Annotated in this window: 14 protein-coding genes; 13 read left to right on the top strand and 1 reads right to left on the bottom strand. The window is 53.6% G+C overall.

Annotation, left to right across the window (positions count from 1 at the left end):
* Positions 1 to 59: 59 nt before the first annotated feature.
* The 13 genes from F7231_RS10035 to F7231_RS10095 all read left to right on the top strand — a co-directional run bounded on the left by F7231_RS10035 (position 60) and on the right by F7231_RS10095 (position 15,312).
* On the top strand, positions 60 to 731 hold the full coding sequence (locus tag F7231_RS10035; protein ID WP_085410926.1) for a sugar transferase: 672 nt from the start codon (positions 60 to 62) through the stop codon (positions 729 to 731).
* Positions 721 to 2,076: a flippase gene (locus tag F7231_RS10040; RefSeq protein WP_166691790.1), complete on the top strand. Its 1,356-nt coding sequence runs from the start codon at positions 721 to 723 to the stop codon at positions 2,074 to 2,076. Before F7231_RS10035 ends, F7231_RS10040 begins: the two co-directional genes overlap by 11 nt.
* Before the next feature lie 57 nt (positions 2,077 to 2,133).
* A complete protein-coding gene (locus F7231_RS10045; RefSeq protein ID WP_166691791.1) occupies positions 2,134 to 3,429 on the top strand; it encodes a glycosyltransferase family 4 protein in 1,296 nt (431 codons plus the stop codon).
* Between the two features lie 45 nt (positions 3,430 to 3,474).
* Positions 3,475 to 4,383, top strand: a complete 909-nt coding sequence (locus tag F7231_RS10050) for a glycosyltransferase family 2 protein (RefSeq protein WP_085410929.1) — start codon at positions 3,475 to 3,477, stop codon at positions 4,381 to 4,383.
* Positions 4,380 to 5,603 (top strand): glycosyltransferase family 4 protein, encoded by a 1,224-nt coding sequence (locus F7231_RS10055; RefSeq protein ID WP_166691792.1) that lies wholly within the window; start codon positions 4,380 to 4,382, stop codon positions 5,601 to 5,603. Before F7231_RS10050 ends, F7231_RS10055 begins: the two co-directional genes overlap by 4 nt.
* Positions 5,604 to 5,630: 27 nt before the next feature.
* Complete coding sequence (locus F7231_RS10060) at positions 5,631 to 6,800, top strand: glycosyltransferase family 4 protein (RefSeq protein ID WP_166691793.1); 1,170 nt, start codon at positions 5,631 to 5,633, stop codon at positions 6,798 to 6,800.
* Positions 6,797 to 8,134 (top strand): O-antigen ligase family protein, encoded by a 1,338-nt coding sequence (locus F7231_RS10065; protein ID WP_085410932.1) that lies wholly within the window; start codon positions 6,797 to 6,799, stop codon positions 8,132 to 8,134. The genes F7231_RS10060 and F7231_RS10065 overlap by 4 nt, the downstream gene beginning before the upstream one ends.
* Positions 8,131 to 9,012 (top strand): glycosyltransferase family 2 protein, encoded by an 882-nt coding sequence (locus tag F7231_RS10070; protein WP_166691794.1) that lies wholly within the window; start codon positions 8,131 to 8,133, stop codon positions 9,010 to 9,012. The genes F7231_RS10065 and F7231_RS10070 overlap by 4 nt, the downstream gene beginning before the upstream one ends.
* Before the next feature lie 2 nt (positions 9,013 to 9,014).
* Positions 9,015 to 10,274: a glycosyltransferase family 4 protein gene (locus F7231_RS10075; protein WP_166691795.1), complete on the top strand. Its 1,260-nt coding sequence runs from the start codon at positions 9,015 to 9,017 to the stop codon at positions 10,272 to 10,274.
* An 85-nt stretch (positions 10,275 to 10,359) separates the two neighbouring features.
* Complete coding sequence (locus F7231_RS10080) at positions 10,360 to 11,151, top strand: WecB/TagA/CpsF family glycosyltransferase (protein ID WP_166691796.1); 792 nt, start codon at positions 10,360 to 10,362, stop codon at positions 11,149 to 11,151.
* A gap of 49 nt (positions 11,152 to 11,200) precedes the next feature.
* Positions 11,201 to 12,097: a glycosyltransferase family protein gene (locus tag F7231_RS10085; protein ID WP_166691797.1), complete on the top strand. Its 897-nt coding sequence runs from the start codon at positions 11,201 to 11,203 to the stop codon at positions 12,095 to 12,097.
* 96 nt (positions 12,098 to 12,193) lie between these two features.
* Complete coding sequence (locus F7231_RS10090) at positions 12,194 to 13,660, top strand: right-handed parallel beta-helix repeat-containing protein (RefSeq protein WP_085410937.1); 1,467 nt, start codon at positions 12,194 to 12,196, stop codon at positions 13,658 to 13,660.
* Positions 13,661 to 13,662: 2 nt separating this feature from the next.
* On the top strand, positions 13,663 to 15,312 hold the full coding sequence (locus F7231_RS10095; RefSeq protein ID WP_166691798.1) for a glycosyltransferase family protein: 1,650 nt from the start codon (positions 13,663 to 13,665) through the stop codon (positions 15,310 to 15,312).
* Here F7231_RS10095 and F7231_RS10100 read toward each other — a convergent pair.
* A complete protein-coding gene (locus F7231_RS10100) occupies positions 15,309 to 16,469 on the bottom strand; it encodes a glycosyltransferase family 61 protein (protein WP_166691799.1) in 1,161 nt (386 codons plus the stop codon). The genes F7231_RS10095 and F7231_RS10100 overlap by 4 nt on opposite strands.
* Positions 16,470 to 16,590 lie beyond the last annotated feature (121 nt).

The following is a 16,590-nucleotide window of genomic DNA, read 5'->3' on the forward strand; positions in this document are numbered from 1 at the left end:
AGAATTAATTAAGCAAGTAGTATTCGGTTCAACATACACACCTAATTTACTCAACGACAATGACATCATTTACCGTACAAAACATGGAGACGGTCAGCCTGGAACGCGACCGGGAACTAGCGACTCAAACGCCTACGTGGGGTTTGTATGCTAAGCGTATTACTGATTTACTAGTAGCCGGTTTGGTAGCCATCACTATTTTAGTTTGGCTCATTCCCCTACTTGCCCTATTGATTAGATTAACATCTAAGGGGCCCGCTATTTTTGTTCAAATGCGGTCTGGTCGGGGCGGCGAGCAATTTCCCTGCTTCAAGTTCCGAACGATGGCGCATAACCCCAATGCCCAGTTTCAACAGGCCAGTAAGCACGATTATCGGGTAACACCCATTGGTCGTATTCTGCGCAAGACAAACTTGGATGAGATGCCTCAGTTTCTAAATGTGTTGCTGGGCCATATGAGTATTGTTGGCCCGCGTCCACACCCGCTGCCACTCGACGCTCAATACTGGAACACCATGCCAGGTTATCGCGAGCGGTATGTAGTGAAACCAGGCATTACAGGTCTGGCTCAGGTACGTGGCGCACGCGGCGAAACGGGCAAACCGTACCAGATGAAGCATCGGGTACGTTACGACCATCTGTATATTCAGCAACAGTCCCCGGCCCTGGACTTGCGCATCTGCTGGTGGACGGTGAAAGCGGCTCTAAACGGAAATCCTAATGCCTGGTAAGGAGACAACAGAGACAACAGTACTCGTCGACAATGAACCCCTTCCAGCTCCGACATCTGGCTTTTCCAAAAGCATTTTAAAGCGGTTCGTGGTCAACGTAGCTTCGCTCTTTAGCGTTCAGGTAGCTAATTTCTTGCTACCTCTACTGACTGTGCCGTATGTGGTACGCATCATAGGCCCTGAACGCCTGGGGTTGCTCAACTTTTCGCTGGCTTACGTCACGTATTTCAGCCTGATTATCAACTACGGGTTCGATCTGGCAGCCGTAAGGGCTATTGCCGCCAACCGGTATGATAAGGAAGCAACCAGTCGGGTGTACAGTGAAGTGATGGCCGGTAAGGTACTGCTGTGGTGCCTATCGACCATCATTTTTGCGGGTGTGACGTTTGGCGCACCTACTTTCCGCGAGCATTGGCTGTTGCACCTATGTACCTACGTAACCTGCATCAGTACGGTGCTGTCGCCTTTCTGGGTCTATCAGGCGATGGAAGACCTCGGGCGGGTGGCTATGTTTAACCTCTTGGTGAAGCTTCTCTTTACCGGGGCCATCTTCCTGGTTATTCACCAGCCTGACGATTACGTCTGGCAGAACCTGGTGCTTAGCATATCGCAGGTGCTGATCAACGCCATTGCCCTGGGTGTAGCTGCCAAGCGGTTTGGCATTCGGTTTTACTGGCCGTCGGTGGTGCATCTGGTAGCGCGCTTCAAGGCTGATGCCACGCTATTTTTTTCCAACGTGATGATTACGCTGTATGCGTCGTCGACTGTGTTTTTTCTGGGCATTCTCAGTACTGCCTACGCCGTGGGTTTATACTCGGCCGGTACCCGGCTGGAAGGGGTTGCTCTTTCGTTTGTGACAATGGCCCTTAACCAGGCGCTCTTCCCGATTATCGCCAATGCCTTCGGGCAGGGAAGAAAGTCGGGGCTGCAAATGGTACGGTCCGTTTTCTGGCCGTTGCTGGGTGGTTTGAGTGTTGTGTCAGCAGGCTTATGGATCATTGCTCCCTGGTTTATCCCGTTCTTTTTCGGGGCCGATTTCGTGGGGGCAGTATCGGTGTTACGGGTAGTAGCCCTGTTGCCGCTCGTCATTGGCATGAGTAACCTATTGGGTATTCACACGATGCTGAACCTGCGAATGGATCGGCCCTTTTTTGTGATTACGGCCATTGGGTCGGTGCTGGGTCTGGGACTCAACATCGTGTTGATTCGGCAGTACGGGCATCTGGGCGCAGCCTGGGCGTGGGTTGGTACTGAAGTGTATGTGTTGCTGGCAATGGGTGGTTACCTGCTCGTCAAAAGCAAAGAATGGACGCCCGAACCAGCAGCCGAGCTGGAAAATTATTGACGTTATCGGCAATAAGGGGTTCTGAATGGCACCACGTCTCAACTCAGTATGTGGCCTATGAAAAAAGTGTTGATATCAGCATACGCCTGCATACCGGGCCGTGGCTCAGAAGAAGGAAACGGCTGGCATTATTCGTCGATCGTCAGCCAGACTGGCCACCAGGTGTGGTGCCTGACCCGACGGGGCAACAAGCAGGCTGTTGAGCAGCAACTCAGTCAAACGCCGCTACCCAATCTGACGTTTGTGTACGTCGAGACACCGGATTGGGTTGAAAAGGTGTATTACTGGGGGCTTGTCGGCATGTATTTTCATTATCTGTACTGGCAGTGGGCAGCCCTTAAAACCGCCCGGCCTTTAAATAGCCGCTATAAATTCGATGTGGTCCACCATGTCAGCTATGGCAGCATGCAATTGGGGAGTTTGTTGTATCGTCTGAACCGGCCATTCATTTTTGGACCGATCGGCGGTGGACAGGAAGCTCCCAAATCCATGCGCTACTATTTCAAGGGGCACTGGAAAAAAGAGCAGATGCGCTCATTGATCAGCTCGCTGCTGATACGCTTCAACCCAGGCTGTTATGAGGCCGTTCGCAAGGCAACTCATGTGCTGGTCTGGAACGAAGACACCCGGAAACGGGTCACCGAACTCGGCCGCACCGAGCAAGTCACGAATGAATTCAGTGGCATATCGCAGGACTTTATTCCGCAGCAGCCACTCGTTCATACACCAGGTCCGGTGTTGCAGCTGGTATGGGTGGGTCGACTGATGCCCCGCAAAGCGCTGGAGCTTACGCTACATGGGCTGAGCAAAGTAGACAGCCGGTTACCCGTTCAGTTCACTATTGTGGGCGATGGCGAAATGGGGAAACACGTACCTGAGTACCTGGAGCAATATAACCTCAGCGAACGGGTACACTGGACAGGCCGCGTAGAGTACGAGCAAGTGAAAAATTACTACCGGCAAGCTGACGTATTCTTTTTCACCAGCCTGCGCGATACCGGTCCGGCACAATTGCTCGAAGCCATGGCCTACTCGCTGCCCGTTGTGACCCTCGACATCCACGGGCAGGCCGAACTGGTCAACGAGTCAACGGGCATCCGGGTGCCGGTGACTGACCGGGAAACGGTAGCGACTGAACTCGGCAAAGCCATTGAGTGGATGTACCACCATCCACAGGAGCGGTTAGCCATGGGTGCCAATGCCTACACGTTTGCCAGTCAGCAAACCTGGGAAAAAAAGATCAGACGGCTGGTTCACCACTATTACGGTACTGGTTACGATCAACCTAAGGAAGCAGACGGGCCGTTCGGAAAAGCCGGACAAACAGTAGCTGATAAAGAAAGCCTCAAGTAAACAGCATATAGAATCAGGGTTGATAAACTCAAGGAGTCAAAACACATGGAAACAGTTACGGCGGTAATCGTCACTTTTAACCGCCTGGCGGATCTGAAAATTTGCCTGGACAGTCTGCGCAACCAGACCCGGCGCCCCGACGCCATGCTGGTAGTCAACAACGGCAGTACTGATGGTACAACCGAATGGCTGGCTACCCAGGCCGACCTCACCGTGATAAACCAGGCTAACCTGGGCGGGGCGGGTGGTTTCGCTACGGGTATCGATGGCGCGTTTAAATCAGGTGCCACCTGGCTCTGGTGTATGGACGATGACTGCATTGCCGCCCCCGACGCGCTGGAGCAACTGCTGAACTCACCCAACCTGGGGCCGTGCATCAAAAACTCGATGTCGGTCAGCATGCGCGACGACGAAGAACTGGCTTTTTACGTCGACCGACCCAATCGGAAATACCGCAAGGTGAGCGACATGACCAGCCTGGACCTTGTGTACGGCGTGGCGTCATTCTTCAACGGTACGCTTATCCACAGCGAGGTAGTGGAGAAGATCGGCATTCCTGACCGGAAGCTTTTTATCTGGGGCGACGAAGTGGAGTACATGACCCGGGCACAGCGGTCAGGTTTTCCAGTGGTTACGGTGCCCAAATCGGTGTTCCGGCATCCACCCTCGTTCGATCGCAACGGTATTCCCTGGCCCGGTGCCTGGAAGCAGTATTACGCCGTCCGCAACCAGCGCCGGGTGTTCCAGAACGTACATGGTCCGGCTGTTGGCATGGCGATTTTCATGCGGTGGGCGGCCCGCGAGATTGGCCAGCAAGCAGCTCAGAAACGCACCAACCGCATGTATAACGTGCTGCTCTTCGGCGAAGCAGCCGTTGATAGCATGATCAACAATTTCCGCAAACGGCCAGACACGATCCTGACGCTGCGGCTTTACAAGATGATGAATAAATGAAAATTTTGATCCCCACTTTCCTGACGGGTACGTCGCCATCGGGCGTTGTCACCTATTACCAGACCCTCGCCCGTGATCTGCGCAGCAGGGGTGCGTCGGTACAGGTGGTGGAGACAACCGATACGCCCTTTGTCTGGAACAAGAGCCTGAACATTATCGGGCACGTGTTTCGGCGGTTGGGGCAAACGAGCCGAATCTTGTGGGACGAAGGCAGCTTTTTTGCGCGGCTTTACCTCGGTGCCCGGCAGCATCGCCAACAGGCGTTCGACGTCATTCACGCGCAGGACGTTCGATCGGGCGTGGCAGCCTATTATGCGCTGAACAAGCAGGTACCGGTAGTACTTACAGCGCACTTCAACGACGATCCGGTAACGGAGCTGATTACGGCGGCAAAGCTGGCCAATAACCCAATGCCAGCCTGGCTTATCAACGCCATGACACGTTGGTACCGCTGGCTGTTCGCCCATGTCGACAATTACATTTTCGTTTCCAACTACGCCTATCTGCAGTCGAAACACCTGCTGCACGATGGTGTTCGTCGGGCCATTATTCCCAATACCGTCACGATAGACTCCGCCGACAAGCAGTTGCCGCGCGCGGCCGAAGACCAGGGCAAGTTCATTATCAGCAACGTCGGGTACGTCGACGAGCGGAAGAACCAGGAATTGCTCATTCGTGTGGCGGCCGAGATGAAGCAACGCGGTGTGGCCAACTTTCAGATCTGGCTGATTGGCGATGGTCCCAAGCGGGCTGAATACGAACAACTGGCGGCCGAGCTTAGCGTAGCCGGATATGTTCGATTTCACGGTCGGCAGTCGGCTCCGTGGCGGTTAGTGGCGCAGTCCGATTTATACCTACATACAGCGCTGAACGATAACTGCCCGTATGCGCTGCTCGAAGCCTTCGCGGTAAACGTACCGGTGCTGGCGCTACCCGTGGGTGGTATTCCCGAGCTGATGCCACATGGCGCAGGTCTGCTAGATGAGCGCGACCCGGTCTTGCTTACCAACCTGCTGCTCACCTATCGCGATCAAGCCAAACGGGCTCAATTGGCGACCGTACAGGGACAACATGCCGATACGTACCTGAGCCATGAAGCAGGCCTTCAGAAACTACAGGCTTTCTATGGCGAAGCAACTGGCCTGCAACAACGGCCGCTGCCGCCCGAACCGTCTGAATCGGCAACACGTCCGGTTCGGGTTCAGCCTGTACAATCTTAACGATCCATTACTCAACAACAAACCTATATGAACGTTCTCTGGCTAGCAGCGGCCCCCCACCCGGCAAAATCGGGACACCCCGTACCCTGGATGACGGCTCTGGCCGCCAACCTGGTGGCGCAGGAGGGTATTACCATCACCGTTGTCAGCTATAACCCCCATATTGAGCAGGATGATGAGGTGACCCGTGACGGCGTCCGCTACATCTACCTGAAAGTACCCGACGACAAGTGGGATTTGCTGACTGGCTACAAACGTCGGATCAAGCGCGTCAGCGATTACCTGCGCGAACGCGTTGGCTCCAATGAACTAGGTACGTTCGACCTGCTGCACATTCATGGAACCGAGCAGCAGTACCCGGTTATGGCCGCTGATTTGAAGCTGCCTAAAGTAGTATCGGCGCAGGGGTTCGTCACTGAGTACTACCGGTACCTGCCCAACCGCCCCGACTACCGGCACGCCTCCTGGGCGGTAGCCAGCTATTACGAAAAACGGTATGCCCCCAGCGTGCGGCATTACATAGGACGTACCCACTGGGACAAGGCAATTATTCACAAGCTGAACCCCGGTGCGGTCATTCACCACAACTGGGAGTTGATGCGGCCGGTGTTTTATCAGCCCATTGCCCCGCCTAGTGCACAGTCGCCCAACGCCATGCTGTTTGTTGGTGGACTACACGACATTAAGGGCATTCGGGAGGCTTTACGGGCGTTGAGCCTTATTCGGCAAACGCTGCCACTGCGGCTTATTGTTACGGGCTTTGGTACCAAACCCGCACTGGTGGAATTGATCGCCACCCTGGGGCTGACCAACATTCCGGATGATGCGGTTGAGCACCGGGGCATGCTGACTGGCGAACAACTCTGGGCTGCCTATGCCGATGCGTTCTGCCTGTTGCACCCATCTTACATCGACAACAGCCCCAACAGCGTTTGTGAGGCACAACTGGCGGGTTTGCCTGTAGTTGCTTCCGACGTAGGCGGCGTGGCGTCGCTGGTTGAAAATGACAAAACCGGCCTGCTTACTACACTGGAGCCCGCTAACATTGCGGCGGCAGTTAGCCGACTGTGGACCGACGTACCCCTGCGCCAACGGCTGGCTCAGGAAGCGCGCGCCGTTTCGCTCGACCGCTTCGACGCCCGGCATATTACGCACCACACCCGATCAATTTACGAAGCCGTATTAGCCAATCCATGAACACAGCGGAACATCCATACACGTTTCAACCCGAAACGGAGCCGCCGGTGAAAAAACCGGGCGTGACCCCCGTGATGTGGGCGTACCGGGCGGCCTTATTCCTGCTTCTGTTTGGCGTGGGCTCACTCACCTACGGCTCCAATCAGCTTAGCCCGATCCTGTCGATCGTGTCTAACCTGGCGGGGCTGGTGGCGGCCACCTGCCTGTTTATCGGCTACTTCGATTACCCCAGCCCTTACAAGCTGATAGCCTGGATATTGAGCTTAGCCATGTTTGGGCTGGTGCTCGAATCGCTGCACGTGTATAACCAGTACGTCTATTCGTTTTTCGTTATTAAGCGAATGGCCTATTGCGGACTTGCCTTGCTGGCCTTTGTCGTAGCTCGCCGGGCGGGACCGCTCAAGTTAAGCTGGGCCATTGCCATTGTGGGGGCGCTGTACTTCTACGGCCAAATTATTCTGGGCAAGATCATGGAGTACAGCATGACCTCTGAAAGCCGCACCACGTCGGCCTACGAGTCATTTTACCTGATGCTGCCGTTGCTGTTTTTCCTAATGCAGTACCTGCAAAAACACCGCATCATTGACTTGCTAGGCTTTTTGGCCTCCTTTGGGCTGATCGTTTTTCTGCTCCACCGCTCCGTGATTTCGTCGGCGGTATTTGGCGTGGCTGTTGTAGCGGGGTTATCGGTTGTGGGTAAGCTGCCTACCAGCCGGCTGCCTATTGGTCGCACCGCCTCCATTCTGTTTGCCCTGGCCCTGCTGACGGTGCCGTTTCTGAGTGCCCTCTCACCGAAGAAGGTCGATGCGTTTCTGGAAAACATTGGCGGTATTGCCAAACCAACCGAAGACAATACGGGTAACTGGCGCTACGAACAGTCGCTGTACTACTGGAGTCAGATTCCGGAACGGCCCTGGCTGGGCTGGCGCTACGAAGGATATGACCGTGGTGAAATTATGGCCAACGAAGATTTCCCAGCCAAGGGCACCATCATTCACTCGCAGTATATCGATATGCTGTACAATTACGGCATTGCGGGGCTGGTACTCAACCTGTTTGTTATTCTCAGCACCCTCTGGATGATGTACCGGCACAATCGGCACTTCACTTCCGAACAAACGGTGCTGTTCGCGTTCATTGCCAGCGGCCTGCTGTTCGGGGTTTCCTACCAGCTCCCCATCTATTTCTGGGGCTTCGTTGGGCTGGGCTTGTATTATGGATTTAAAAGAGAGATGCCTGATGAACAACCGACTCTGGAAGAGGACCCCGCTCTGGCGAGGGTGCACCATCCAGACGCGTTCATCAGTCACTATACAGTAAAAAATACGTTATGATCTACATCGTTATTCCCGTTCATAATCGCCGCGAGTTAACCCGCCGCTGCCTGGCCTGTCTGGCCGTGCAAACGTACCCGCACCATCAGGAAGTGGTGGTCGACGACGGCTCTACCGATGGCACCAGCGAGATGATCCGGCAGGAATTCCCAAACGCCATTGTGCTGCAAGGCGACGGAAACCTGTGGTGGACAGAAGCGACCAACGTGGGTATTCGCAAGGTGCAGGAGATGCTGGGCACCACCGTGAGCAGCGACGATTTTCTGCTTACCCTCAACGACGATACCGAGGTACAGCCCAATTACCTGCAAACCCTGCTCGACACGGAGCGGAAGTATCACCCCTGCATTGTAGGCTCGCCCAGTGTGGATATTGCCCAGCCCGATAAGCTCGAATTCGCCGGTACCCGGATGAACCTTGTACTAGCCGGGGGACATCACATTGCCGACGAGTACGGCCGCAGCTACGCTACACTGGCCAGCAAAACCGATGAGGTCAAGACCGATTCGCTGCCGGGCCGGGGTACGTTGATTCCGATGGAAGTGTTCCGGAAAGTAGGGCTGTACGATTCGGTTCGGTTTGCCCACTACATGGCCGATGTAGAGTTTTCGGTACGAGCCAGTAAAGCAGGTTATCCGCTGTACGTCAGCACCAAAAGTGTAGTTGGCGAACACGTGACTGCTACGGGGATCTTCCTGCAACAGCGGCCCGGTTGGTCTGACTTTGTCAAGAGTTTTACCTCTATTCGTTCCCCAACGAACCTAACCGTTCGGTACCACTTCGCTATGGTTCATTCCAAAACGAAGCTGTTATACTTCCTGCTCGACGTAGCCCGCATTTGTGGTGGATTTCTTCGGCGTAAAATGCAACCTGTTTAATCATGCAGACTATCCTGTTATCGGCGTATGCCTGTTTACCAAATCGAGGCTCAGAAGAGGGCAACGGCTGGCACTATGCCACGCTGCTGAGTCAACGCGGATTACAGACGCACTGCATTACCCGTGAGGAGTTCCGCAGCGAAATTGAGCCCGTACTGGCCGAGGGCAATTACCCCAACCTGACGGTACATTATGTAGCTGTTCCTGGCTGGCTCGATCGCGCCTATGGTAACCTGCTGGGTATGTATGCCCACTACCTGTATTGGCAATGGCAGGCATCGAAGCTGGCTAAAAAACTGGATCGACGCCTGAATTTCGACCTTGTTCACCACGTCACCTATAGCAGTTTGCAATTAGGCAGTTTCATGTACCGGGTGGGCAAACCATTCATCTTTGGCCCGGTGGGTGGCGGACAGCGGGTACCCGAAGTGATGAAGCAGTACCTCGGCGGCTACTACTCGCGTGAACTGATGCGTGATGGTGTCAGCTGGTTGTTTGAGCGGCTGAACCCCGGCTTTTACCGGACCATGAAAAAGGCCGATCTGGTGCTGATTTCTAACGCCGATACCCTGAAGCTGGCGCAGAAATACCGCATTGGCAAACCCATGCAACGGGTGATGGACTCAGGTATCGGTGAAGAGTTTCTGGCCCTGCGTCCGCAGGAACGGCCAGCCAACCCAGCGGTGCTAAACCTGCTTTGGGTGGGTCGGTTGCTGCCCCGCAAGGCGCTGGAATTAACAATTCACGCCTTTAGCCAGGTCGACCCCACGCTGCCCATTCGCCTCACCATCGTGGGTGGGCAGGGCCAGATGGCCGATCAGGTGCCAACGTACCTGAGCAAGTATAACGTAGCCGACAGGGTGCAGTGGGTAGGTCATGTCTCGTATGATGAAGTGCGGGCGTATTACCAGCAGTCAGACGTGTTTTTCTTCACGAGCCTGCGCGATTCGTGCCCTACGCAGTTGGTTGAAGCCATGGCCTATTCGCTACCTGTAGTCACGCTGGCTATTCACGGGCAGGCCGAACTGGTAAACGGCAAAAACGGCATCAAAGTACCCGTCAATTCACCCGAGCAGGTCGTTGCCGATCTGGCCAGGGCTATTGAGCGGCTGTATCATAACCCCGCCGAACGGCTGGAGATGGGGCGTAACGCATACGCCTTCTCGAAGAGCCAGGTTTGGGACGAGAAAATCAGTGTGTTCACCGACCGCCTTTACCCGGCGTTGGTGGCCAACGAAAAATTAGTCAGTACCGAACAATAAGCTACCTGCCCGGCTTCGCGCTGGCCCCTGTGCCTTGCCGAAGTCGCCAGTCGATCGCGGCTGTTCGTTAGTCAACGTCAACGATATGGAACAGTATTCAATTCAGTCAACGGCACTACCCCGCACCCGGATAGTGAGTTTGGGCATTAGCTCCGCCACATTTTCAGGGGTGCAGGAAGCCATTATTGAAGCCGCTCACCGGGGCGAGTCACGGACGGTTTGCTTCCCCAACGCCCACATGGTGGTGGAAGCGCAGCAGAAACCAGAGCTGGCCAAAGCAGTTAATAACTCAGACTGGGTGCTGGCCGACGGCGTACCCCTTCTGTGGGCCATCAAACAACTGTATGGCCGCAAGCAGGAGCGAGTAGCCGGTATGGACATGATGCCCGCCTTATTGGAACAGGCCGTAACCGAGCAGATACCAGTGCTATTTTATGGGTCAACCACCGAACGGCTCGAACAAGCAGCGGCCGTCTGTCGGCAGCGCTTTCCCGGTCTTCAAATCGCCGGCCTTATTTCACCGCCATTCCGTCCGTTAACGCTAGAAGAGGAAGAGGCTGAAGTACAACAGATTATCGAATCGGGGGCCCGGCTCATTTTCGTAGCGCTGGGTTGCCCCAAACAGGAACTATGGATGGGTCGCATGCGGGGCCGGATTCCTGCCGTGATGTTGGGCATTGGCGGCGCACTGCCCATTTTGACAGGTGAACACAAGCGGGCTCCGGCCTGGATACGTAGCATGGGGCTGGAATGGGTATTCCGACTAGCACTGGAGCCACGTCGCCTGTTCAAACGCTATGCAACCACCAACGCCCTCTATATCTGGCATTTGGGCAAGCAAATTGTTAGTGGTCAACGTCAGGTAGTGGTTCGGTAATAAGACCCATCAACGTACCTGATAACCACTTAGTTAATTCCTCAACACAATGAACGCACCAGTTATTCTTTTCGCCTATAAACGGCCCCACGAACTCCGCCAGACAGTCGACGCACTGCAGGCCAATTTTCTCGCTTCCGAAAGTGATTTATATGTTTTTGTCGATGCCCCTAAGAAACCAGCTGATGAGGCTGGCGTAGCAGAGGTAAAGGAAGTTATCAGCCAGATTACGGGTTTCCGGAACATCTTCCGCCATTATGCCGATGACAACATTGGCTGTGCCGATTCCATCATTCAGGGAATAAGCACCGTATTGAAGCAGCACCCTACGGCCATTATCGTTGAAGACGACCTGATTACGGCGCCCAACTTTCTGGATTATATGAATCAGTGCCTGCGCCAGTACGCCAACAATAAACGGGTATACTCTATTGCTGGCTATACGTTTCCATTTGCCAAGCCACCGGGCTATACCGACGACGCCTATTTCGTACCGCGCCATAGCCCCTGGGGCTGGGCTACCTGGGCCGACCGATGGGAATCGATTGACTGGGCTGTTTCAGATTACGACCAGTTCAAAAATGATGTGGTTCGACAGAAGGCCTTCAATTCGGGTGGGTCAGACCTAAGCCGGATGCTGCGTCACCAGATGGAAGGGGCTATCGATGCCTGGGATATCCGATACTGTTATAGTCGCTTCAAGGCGGGGGGACTCACGGTGTATCCAACCGTATCGAAGGTACAGAACATCGGCTTTGGGCCGGGCGCTACCCATACCGACATCTTTAACCGGTACAAGACGGAACTCGATGCCGGTCAGCAACGCGAATTTACACTGCCCGCGGTGGCGCAGATTACCGACTATTACCATCGCAAGACAATTCAGCGATATAGCCCCATTACCCGGATTTATAACCGGTTGAAAACGTACGCAGGTATTCGATAACTGCCCTTTTTCTGAACCGTCATTATCCGCTCTGTGCAGGGACGTCCCTAAGCGGATAATGACGGTTCAGAAAAAGGGCCACAACCAGATTGACTTATGAAACCAATACAACTTCTATCCGCAGCTACGGTGCTGATCACCCTGCTGCTGGCCAACTGTAAACCAGTCGAAGTCGATCCAGATACGTACATCCGTCAGGCCGCAACCGATACCCTGACATTGGTTCAGGTTCGGACTTTCGACCGGCTCGACGTACCGGCCAACATTTTCCTGTCTGATGCCGGCAAGCAAGGTTTTTTCACACTCGACCGCACTGACCGCAGCACAGTAGACAACACGGGTATCGTGATTGTGACGGCAAACGGTCGCCGGTACAAACGTCAGTTTACCGGTGCAGCCAATGGTGGTTGGTTCGGTATATCGCCCTCCGACGACGACATTGGCCCCGAACTGCAAACGGCCGTTAACGCTACAACCGGTGAGTTGTTCCTTCCTGACGGGCAGTACACCCAGCAGACAGAGGTACGTATGCGTACCAACCTGACTCTACGCGGCACACCGGGTAAAGTGACCATTACGCTGCCCAAATCCTATGTGTCGTTGCTCAGCCCGATCAATACCGATCCATCGTTCGACAACGTGACGATCGACGGCATTAACTGGGTAGTAACGGCAAAAGGCGAAGGCACCTACGGAGTAATCTCCATCGACGGGCCAACGATCAATAACCTCACGATTCAGAACTGCCGCAGCACCGACGAAGCCGCTACGGCCAGCACTAATTTCCTGACGGTGAAAATCCACGCGGGCAAAACGGGCAAAAACATTACAGTGACGCAAAACGACGTGCGGGCAAAGCGCATGGCCTTTGAAATTTTTAACCACGATAATTTCAATGTCTACGCCGGCACCAACATCACCGTAAGCAACAACACGATCCACGACTGCGAATTTGGCATTTCCCTGTCAGGGCCGCTGGATGGTCTGATGGTATCGGAAAACTACGTTAAAAACTGCAGCCTGTACGGCGTTGAAATCGCTGGAGCCTCTAAAAACGTCAGCATTCTGAATAACCGTTTTGAGGGTACGTTCGACAAGTTCATCGAAGGCTCGAATGACGGAAACGGAAACGGATCGATCGTGGGTGGGCTGCTTATTGCCGGTAACCAAACCATCGGCACCTGCGTTGGGGGCATCCAGCTATTTAACGCCGGGGCGGCGCAGTTCAACCACAACCGCCTGAACATGACAGGCCGTCTGGAACTGTTGTCGCCGTCGAGTGCTGGCGGCGTCTACGAAAGTAACGTCATTGTCAGCAGCGCTACGCACGCCATTATCTGCGACAACGCACCCAATAACACTTTCCGCGATAACCTGATTTCAAACAAACCATCGGTCGAAAACGTGGCTACTTTCCGCGCTTACGGTCCTAAAGCAACGGGTGTAGTAGTAGCGAATAATCGATTTAGCAAAGGCGATGGCGGCGTATATTTTGATGCCGTGTTGGGTGCAGTTTACTCGCTCAAGGCTAATTTTGACGAAACAGGGAATATTATTCAGTAACTATGACGCTTGTTAACCGGCTGAGCGCGGCACTCTTGCTTACCCTAACCGGTAGTTTAACGGTATCCTTATTTTTTAAAGACCGATATCTCTGGATGGATGAGGTATTAAGCTACCTCCTTCTTTCCGACTCCTCATTAACCCACGTCAACCAGGCAATTGTAAGCGGCATGGATGCCAACCCGCCGCTATTTGTCAATATGTACTGGTTTCTGGGTCACTGGTTCAGTTTAAATCCGTTCTTTCTGAAAGGAGTCTCGATTGGACTGTTTGCCATTACCGTAGTTTGGTTCTTTCGGTATGTTACCCAACTTCTGACCACTGAGTTTGTCGATCGGCGTGGCTCTGTTGCTACGCCCCGGCAAGTGGCCGTAGTCAACTTTGTGGTTATTACCGCTTTCGTGGCGCTCACGTACCTGAATTATACCCTCGCCACTCAGATCCGGACATATAGCCTTTATCTGTTGCTGGGGTGGGCCTATATCGTGGTGTTGCACCAGCTTATAGGCCAGCCAGCTCAACGGCGCTGGCTGGTGGCTCAGGCCGTGATCGGTACGCTGTTTATGTTCACGCACAATGTGGCGTTATTCTACCTCACGGCAACGGGCGCGTTTTTTGGTCTGTTGTGGCTTTATACCGGGCTGCGCAAACAAGATTGGCTGACGTACCTGCCAGTATTGGGTGTCCACCTCTTCATGGCGGTAATCTGGCTGTTGGCTTGGTTTCCTTCTTTCAGCATCCAGGCACAATCTGGCGTACCACACTCGTGGATCCCGGTCCCGACGGTTATGTCGTTCTTCGAGACAATTGGCGATCTGCTGCCAACACTCTCAGCCCGTGTGGAGAATATGTACCCACCACTCGTTATACTGCGGGTAGTGGCTGCTTCGGCTCTCTTTATCTGGATCACCAGTGGCCGATTGATTTCCCCCGAGCGATCGGTACTCGGTGACCCCGTTTTTTCGCTCTATCTATTTGCTGGTTTCGTGGTTGGCTTCACCCTACTACTGGGCCTAACCGTGTCGCTGGTGCACACGTCAGTTTTTCTTAACCGCTACTTCTGGCCTTCCACCTTGCTCTTGATGTATCAATTGCTGTACGCGGGTTGGTGGATCAGCGCAAAAGCGAAGCAACGCACTCACGCCAGTATCATACCAAGACGCCTCCCGTTTGTATCAGTCGTAAAAACGATGGCTTTGCCCGTCTTTCTGTTGCTGATAGGCGTATTTATTCTAGTTCAGAACCGTAAGGTACCGCTGTTTTCAGGCGCCATAAGGCACGACCTGGCCCAGTTAGATCCAAGACAACCTGTACTGTTCGAATCGGCTTACTATTTCCTGCCCATTCGGTTTTACCAGACTAATCGGTCAGCTTACTACCTGCTGCATTGGCCAACAGCCCTCGATAAACGCAATGTGCTGGAATCAACTACAGATTACAAGATTCTGGAGGGTGTAGCCGACCACTATAACCTAACCGGATTAATTCGGCCCAACGAGTTTACTCCTACCCGATTTAGCAAGCATTTCTACGTAGTCGATGAAGCCAGCCGCTATCAAATCGAAGCATTCATCAAAAGCGGTCAAGTTAAGGTACACCGGGTCATTCCAACGTCGGTATCAGGCCACCGCATTCTCGACTGTTCTTTTTAGTTGATGTCAGGTACATGCTCGCGCGCCTGCTCGGCCAGTAGTTTCACAATGCCTTTCTCGACTTCATCAACCGACACCTGAATATCGGAGTCGACAAACGTGTAGTGGCTATCCTCAATCGGGCCGAAGCAATAGGCGGCATAGCGAATACCGAGTACCTGCGCCAGATACCGGAAATATTCGGGTTGGTAGTTCGGCGCAAATAATTCGAGCAATTGCGTTCCGGGTTTACACCACAGCACATTGGCAAAAGAGGCGCCATGTGGTCCCACGATAAACGAAGCACTCCGGTACAACTCAATTTGCTCGGCAACTGAACGGGGCTTGTCTTCAATGATCTCGAAATCATACTGGAGCAGCATAGCAACCAGTTCCTCTTCATTAATTACCCGGCGGCGTCCTGAGCGGCTGATATACAACCGTTTTGTTGGCGCTGCCTGAATAGGCTGCAACCGGGCTTCAACCATACCTTTCAGCGCCAGCACATCATCCGCTGCGGGGTAAAACCAGCTGCTGTTATTAGCCAGAATGCATCGGTCGAAATGAACTGAATACTGGCGGGTATCGAACAGGCGGTCTGGGCTAACGTCCAGCAGTTGAAGTAGCTCTGTTTCGAAGGAGGTATGAAAGAGTGGGTACGATACGGCCGCTTCGGCGAACTGAGCGGGCGCCATTACTGTTTTAATTCGAGCCAGCTTGGCTGCAACAAAGAGCAGGAAATCGTAGTAGCCGCCCCAATAGTGGCTCCAGAGCGCAATAACAACTGGGTATCGTTCAGTTAGCCGACGGTCCGGATTGAACAGATCGGTCAATAAAGCCCGGTTCCCGAAATCAGTATCAAGAAACTTATTACTAATGTTCAGGTTTCCACTTCGCAGCAGTTCGGCACGGCTATTGGTATTTGTATAGTTCCAGACAAAATCAGGTTCCGTCTCAATCACCTTTGGCTGAAACAAAACCTTTTGCGGATCAATAATATCGGTAACACCTGCCAGCGAAATAGACTGCTTGACCACGTAACTTACCTGGTAAGGCCTTAGTAACTCCTCAGTCTGCGTTTTAGAGAGTAGTTTAAGCCCTACCCACCGCAACAGGGCGGGAGAGAGTCGCTTTAAACGATCTTTAAGTCGATGGGGAAACACAGCTAATACAGGCATTCTTAACTTGCAGGTGGTTAATTAACTTACACTCAATAGCCCGGTTTGGCCTTGTTTTCTGCATCAAAATGAGGATTTGGTACGAAAATTTCTGCTTAAGCCGTTACCTCACTATTTGCTG

The sequence above is a fragment of the Fibrivirga algicola genome, assembly GCF_011742925.1.
Lineage (GTDB): Bacteria > Bacteroidota > Bacteroidia > Cytophagales > Spirosomataceae > Fibrella > Fibrella algicola.

Excerpts from the sequence above, each read along its gene's own strand:
- F7231_RS10060 (WP_166691793.1), top strand. The coding sequence starts at position 5,631 with ATGAACGTTCTCTGGCTAGCAGCGGCCCCCCACCCGGCAAAATCGGGA.
- F7231_RS10085 (WP_166691797.1), top strand. The coding sequence starts at position 11,201 with ATGAACGCACCAGTTATTCTTTTCGCCTATAAACGGCCCCACGAACTC.
- F7231_RS10045 (WP_166691791.1), top strand. The coding sequence starts at position 2,134 with ATGAAAAAAGTGTTGATATCAGCATACGCCTGCATACCGGGCCGTGGC.
- F7231_RS10095 (WP_166691798.1), top strand. The coding sequence starts at position 13,663 with ATGACGCTTGTTAACCGGCTGAGCGCGGCACTCTTGCTTACCCTAACC.
- F7231_RS10065 (WP_085410932.1), top strand. The coding sequence starts at position 6,797 with ATGAACACAGCGGAACATCCATACACGTTTCAACCCGAAACGGAGCCG.
- F7231_RS10070 (WP_166691794.1), top strand. The coding sequence starts at position 8,131 with ATGATCTACATCGTTATTCCCGTTCATAATCGCCGCGAGTTAACCCGC.
- F7231_RS10100 (WP_166691799.1), bottom strand. The coding sequence starts at position 16,469 with ATGCCTGTATTAGCTGTGTTTCCCCATCGACTTAAAGATCGTTTAAAG.
- F7231_RS10055 (WP_166691792.1), top strand. The coding sequence starts at position 4,380 with ATGAAAATTTTGATCCCCACTTTCCTGACGGGTACGTCGCCATCGGGC.
- F7231_RS10050 (WP_085410929.1), top strand. The coding sequence starts at position 3,475 with ATGGAAACAGTTACGGCGGTAATCGTCACTTTTAACCGCCTGGCGGAT.
- F7231_RS10090 (WP_085410937.1), top strand. The coding sequence starts at position 12,194 with ATGAAACCAATACAACTTCTATCCGCAGCTACGGTGCTGATCACCCTG.
- F7231_RS10035 (WP_085410926.1), top strand. The coding sequence starts at position 60 with ATGACATCATTTACCGTACAAAACATGGAGACGGTCAGCCTGGAACGC.
- F7231_RS10075 (WP_166691795.1), top strand. The coding sequence starts at position 9,015 with ATGCAGACTATCCTGTTATCGGCGTATGCCTGTTTACCAAATCGAGGC.
- F7231_RS10040 (WP_166691790.1), top strand. The coding sequence starts at position 721 with ATGCCTGGTAAGGAGACAACAGAGACAACAGTACTCGTCGACAATGAA.
- F7231_RS10080 (WP_166691796.1), top strand. The coding sequence starts at position 10,360 with ATGGAACAGTATTCAATTCAGTCAACGGCACTACCCCGCACCCGGATA.